Here is a 4,854-nt window from a genome sequence, read left to right as displayed (position 1 = left end):
CCGCACTCAGCATCTTCGCCATCATCGCCACCACCGCCACCGCATCGCTGGCCGCCCCCGCCGCCGAGCGGATCGCCGGCGACCTCGACGTCAACGACCGCAAGACGATGAACCAGATCGCCGGTGACCTCGACGTCAACGACCGCAAGACCATGAACCAGATCGCGGGCGACCTCGACGTCAACGACCGCAAGACGATGAACCAGATCGCGGGTGACCTCGACGTCAACGACCGCAAGACGATGAACCAGATCGCCGGTGACCTCGACGTCAATGACCGCAAGAGCATGAACCAGATCGCGGCGGGCGACCTCGACCCCAACGACCGCAAGGATCTGCCGATCCTCGGCTGACCCTGGCAATCGTGCCCCGGATACTGCAAGGCAGGCGTCACGAAAGGGCGCCCGCCGTTCATTCTCCGCTCACCACGCCCGCCGGACCCGAGCGCAGCGCCGTCAACCGGCTGACGGGCCGGCGTGCGCGTGTCGGTCGTATCGTCTCGGAACCGGGCTTGACGCGGGCACATGGTCAGGCTCGCCACCGACGGCAGCTCGGATCGCCTTCTGCGAAAAATTCCGAGAGCGTGGCGACGGCTGGACCAGCTTCGAGACAGGACGCGTCGCAGGTGGCACTGACCGGTCCGGCCAGCTTGCCAAAGCGGGAGGTTCAAGCCGCGTGTGCGGTCTGGGTCGCACCCGAAAACGCTTGATCGGACCACGACAACCGACGACCGTCTTGCCCGTATACACCCAACCTGAAAAAAGCGGGAGTCCGCATGTCCAGCCCAATTTCGGTCGTTATTCCAGCGCGCAACGAGGCGCCCACCATCGGCGCGGTGATCGATCGCACCACCCGCGCCTCGGGCGTGGGCGAGGTGATCGTGGTCGACAACGCTTCTGACGATGCCACTGCGACCGCCGCGCACGTTGCCGGTGCGCGTGTGGTCTTCGAACCCACGCCCGGATTTGGCAATGCGCTACGCGCAGGCTTTCGCGCGGCGCAGAATAACTGGGTTGCGAAAGTCGACGCGGATCTCGAGGACATGGCCGAGGACATGATCGCGAGGTTGGCGGCGGCCCGCGCGCCGGGGGTCGGGCTGGTCAAGGGGCGCTGGAACGATCCCGACGATGACATGCCGATGACCCGCTTGCTCATCAAGCCGGCGATCCGGCAGATATTTCCCGACCTGTCGCATCTCGATGCGCCCAATTCCGGACTCTACCTTTTCGACCGGAGCCGCATATCGCTCGAGGGACTGGCGACAACCTATGCCGCAGACATCGACGTCATGGTGCGCATGCATCTGGCTGGCGCGGTGATCGCCGAGACGTGGATCGGTGAAATACGCAACAACCCTCGCGATACCGGTCATTACAACGCGATAGCCGACGTCATCCTGGCGTTTTTCCTTGATCATCATGCGCGGCAGCAGTCCGGCGGATAACCTCCTGTTTGGGTTAGGCCACGGCTCACGCGCCCTTGAAGCCGCAGTCGGCCTCAAGCTCCAGCGCACGCTCTTCTGCGCGTTTGCGGGCCCATTCGCGGCGCTTGCGTCCTACCTGCGCCAATACCATGCCTGCCAGGATGATCGCCCCGCCGGGCACGAGTCCCGGGCCGGGATCCTCTCCCAGAAGCACCATGGCGATCAGGATCGCGGCCAGCGGCGAGACCGAGGTCGCGAGCGACACGTCGCCCGATCGCGCATTCTTCAGCGCGATGTTCCAGGCGAACTGTCCCATTAGGATCACGATTCCCGCATAAACCCACGTCCATTGAAGGACCACAGGCTTGAACACGTCCCGGAAATGATCGGGTCCGTAGAGATATATCGCCGCGACGAAATAGATTGCCGTGCCCAACGCCGTTCGGTAGATCGAGAAAACGCCAAGCGGCACCCCCTTGAGCCCCGCGCGCGTGATGATGGTCGACGCGATGAACGACAGCGTGGCACCGGCGGCCGCCAGTTCGCCGACGCCCAGTGAAAACGCCGCGCCATTTTCCTTGAGTGCGATCATCAGCACGGCGCCCGCCAGTGCCACCAGCCCGCCGACCAGCGCCCAGCGATCCAGCCGTTCGCCCAGGAACGCGGCCGCGGCCAGCAGGAACAGCGGCGGCTCGATCCGGCCGATGAGAACCACGTTGGTCACCGTGGTGTTCTCGAGCGCGTAAAAGAACAGCCCCGGCGTCAGCGCCGAGGAGAGGATGGCAGAGACCGTCAGAAGCACCCAATCGCGGGGCGTCAGCGCGCGCAATGTCTTCAGTCGCCAGTCGCGGTGGAAAATCACGAGCATCGGCACCATCGACATCAGAGAACCAAGGAACAGAAGGTTGCAGAAGGTGATCGCGTTGCGTCCGTCCACCGGATGTTTCGCGCCGATCTCGACCAGCAGCGTGACGATCGAGTTGGACGAGGCGTAGATCACCACCGCGACCCAAGCGAGGATGGCCCCCATCAGGACCGGGGTGGGGGACAAGGGGGTGCGCGGGCTATCGGGCATCTGCCATGCTTTCCTGTCAGGACGTGGACCACCCGAAGCGATTGCATGCACGCCCCTGCCGGGCAAGATTGCCCGAGCCGCGATGACGACGGCGTGATCCGCACCCCGCACCGGGCTCACCGGATCGTCAGCGGATGTCATCGACAGGTCAATTGTGCCGTCGTTCAGCGTCGGCATAGTGGCGTCAGAGACAGTCGTCGCGTTTCGGAGCACGCCATGACATATGCACAGCCGCAGCGGGATCCCGGTTTCGTCACCGTTTTCGACGACACATACGACCAGCCCGATTGCCGGGCATATTTCCGGGGCATGGACATGCGCGGCTATCGCAATCAGCAACACGCGGCGCCCATGTTCCGCGCCGGATTGGCAGAGTTGTGCCGCGTGCGCGGCCTGCGTCGTCCGCACATCGTGGATTTCGCAAGCAGCTACGGGGTGGTTACCGCTCTCATGAAGCACCGGCTGAGCCTCGAAGACCTTTTCGCGCGATACCGCACGAAGGAAATCGCGGACATGCCGACGCGCGCGCTCATCGCGGCGGATTCGGCCTGGCTGGCCGCGCGGCGGGATCCGGCCTGGCACGCGTGGGTGACTGCGATCGAGGTGGCACCGCGCGCCGCGGCCTACGGGCGCGCGGCAGGGTTGTTCGACGCGGCCTTTGTTGAAAACCTCAACCTGTCGCCACCGTCAGCCGCGCTGGCCACCGCGCTCTCGCAAACCGACATCATCGTCGAATGCGGTAGCGTCGCCCAGCTCATGCCGCAAGCGCTCGACCGGATGCTGACTGCGGCCGCTCCGCGCCGGCCCTGGGTGATGGCCTCGCCCGTGCGCGGCAACGAGACCGCCGAGGCGCAGGCGGTTCTGGAGCGCCACGGCCTTCTCGTTGAGACCGCGGGCGGCCCGTTCGTTCACCGCCGCTGCGAGGACAATGCCGAAGCCGAGCGGGCGGCCGCACAGGCGCGCGCTGCCGGACACGACACCCGCGGGCTTGAGGACGAAGGCTTCCTGATGGCCCGCTTGCTGATTGCCCGTCCGCATGATGAGGCCACCGGCGATATCATCGGAACGCCGTCTTGGGGGGTTGATCCCCCGCCTGCTGCGACCGTGTGACGAGCCATCACCCTTTCAACTCGCTCATTATCAACCCCGACATACCTGCCTGCGGGTGATAACGCACGTGCGAGTCCCGATGTTCCCGCGGAACGGGAAGGCCCGTTCCAGAAACGCGACCGACATGAGACGAGAGCTGATCAGCGTCCGATTGCCGAGGTTCGGGTCCGTGTCAGCCCCTGAAATCGACGGCTCCAAGACGCAGCGGATGCTACGGCATCCAGGTTGTTGGTCGACCTCCAGGCGGCTCCTCGGCGCGCTCACCGACGCCGAACATCTCTTCACTATCAGTTTATCGGCGCGTGCAATCGTTTCTGACGCTGTTACGGTCATGCAATCGACGTTCATACCGGAGATCAAGAAGCATATGACCGCCCGCCACAAACGTCACCGCGACGCCGATACCGCCCCGTGCTTTGACGCCACGGCATCCGATGACATCGGGGATGCGCTCGATGCGCGTCTGGCGCGGCTTTTCCCCGGCGGGCTGCCCAACATTTACCGCACGATGGCGCGCAACTACCGTGTGCTCGCCGGGCTGGTCGCGCTGAAGGAGCATCTGGGCTGTGGCGCGTTGTCGGAGGTCGAGCGGTGCCTTGTTGCGCTTGAGGTCGCCAATGCCGCCGAGTGTGACTACTGTGAAGCGGCACTGTGTCACTACTCCTCGGAGACGCTCGGCGTGCCGCGCGAACTCCTTGAACAGACATGCGGCGGCGGACTGCCCACGCAACGGCGTCTCGCCCTTGTCGTGTCGGCCACACGCGCGCTGTTGCGCACGCACGGCAAGCTGGGCCGCGCCGAGCGCGCCGAGTACGAGGCCGCGGGACTGGGCTTCGAGCAGCTCCTCGAGATCATCGGGGTCATCGGGGAATACACCATGGCGACCTATTCCGCCAATCTCGACCGCACGCGCATCGATCCGGATTACCGCGACGGCTGATCATCCCGTCCCGGTCGGCAGACGCACGCGGAACACGGTGCCCTCCGGCCCGCTGCGCACGACCGCGAGCGCGCCACCGTGGTTCCGGCACAGGTCGGCCGCGATCGCGAGGCCAAGGCCGGTGCCGCGTGCCCCGGCCTGGATTTCCTTGCCCAGTTGATCGCGCACCTCTTCCGATAGTGTCCCACCGAATGGTGTAAGAGCGCCGACCTTCGGTAAGGCCCGAGCCTGATCAGGACGCCACAGCTGGCAACCTGACGTTGGGATTGTCGTTGACGCGGGCGAGGGTTTCAAGGCTCATGTATC

The 4,854-nt window shown here is 65.1% G+C and carries 6 protein-coding genes; 4 read left to right on the top strand and 2 right to left on the bottom strand.

From position 1 onward, the window contains the following. Positions 1 to 353 (top strand): hypothetical protein (locus tag CEF10_RS16575; RefSeq protein WP_157933071.1); only part of this gene is annotated, 353 nt, incomplete at its 5' end. 422 nt (positions 354 to 775) lie between these two features. Further along, positions 776 to 1,444 carry a glycosyltransferase family 2 protein gene (locus CEF10_RS16570; RefSeq protein ID WP_101069271.1) on the top strand — a complete coding sequence of 223 codons (669 nt, stop codon included), beginning with the start codon at positions 776 to 778 and terminating at the stop codon, positions 1,442 to 1,444. A gap of 25 nt (positions 1,445 to 1,469) precedes the next feature. On the opposite strand, the gene CEF10_RS16565 is transcribed toward CEF10_RS16570, so the two are convergent. Beyond that, positions 1,470 to 2,498 (bottom strand): DMT family transporter, encoded by a 1,029-nt coding sequence (locus tag CEF10_RS16565; RefSeq protein ID WP_101069270.1) that lies wholly within the window; start codon positions 2,496 to 2,498, stop codon positions 1,470 to 1,472. A 309-nt stretch (positions 2,499 to 2,807) separates the two neighbouring features. Here CEF10_RS16565 and CEF10_RS16560 point away from each other — a divergent pair, with 309 nt between their 5' ends. Next, a complete protein-coding gene (locus tag CEF10_RS16560) occupies positions 2,808 to 3,608 on the top strand; it encodes a hypothetical protein (RefSeq protein WP_157933070.1) in 801 nt (266 codons plus the stop codon). A 367-nt stretch (positions 3,609 to 3,975) separates the two neighbouring features. Continuing rightward, positions 3,976 to 4,548 carry a carboxymuconolactone decarboxylase family protein gene (locus CEF10_RS16555; protein ID WP_157933069.1) on the top strand — a complete coding sequence of 191 codons (573 nt, stop codon included), beginning with the start codon at positions 3,976 to 3,978 and terminating at the stop codon, positions 4,546 to 4,548. On the opposite strand, the gene CEF10_RS16985 is transcribed toward CEF10_RS16555, so the two are convergent. Continuing rightward, positions 4,549 to 4,716, bottom strand: coding sequence for an ATP-binding protein (locus CEF10_RS16985; RefSeq protein WP_157933068.1), 168 nt, complete (start codon positions 4,714 to 4,716; stop codon positions 4,549 to 4,551). Between the last annotated feature and the right edge of the window lie 138 nt (positions 4,717 to 4,854).

Origin of the sequence: Roseovarius salinarum (assembly GCF_002834145.1) — a bacterium.
In the GTDB taxonomy this organism is placed as follows: Bacteria; Pseudomonadota; Alphaproteobacteria; order Rhodobacterales; family Rhodobacteraceae; genus Roseovarius; species Roseovarius salinarum.
This window is presented reverse-complemented; position numbering and strand designations above follow the sequence as displayed.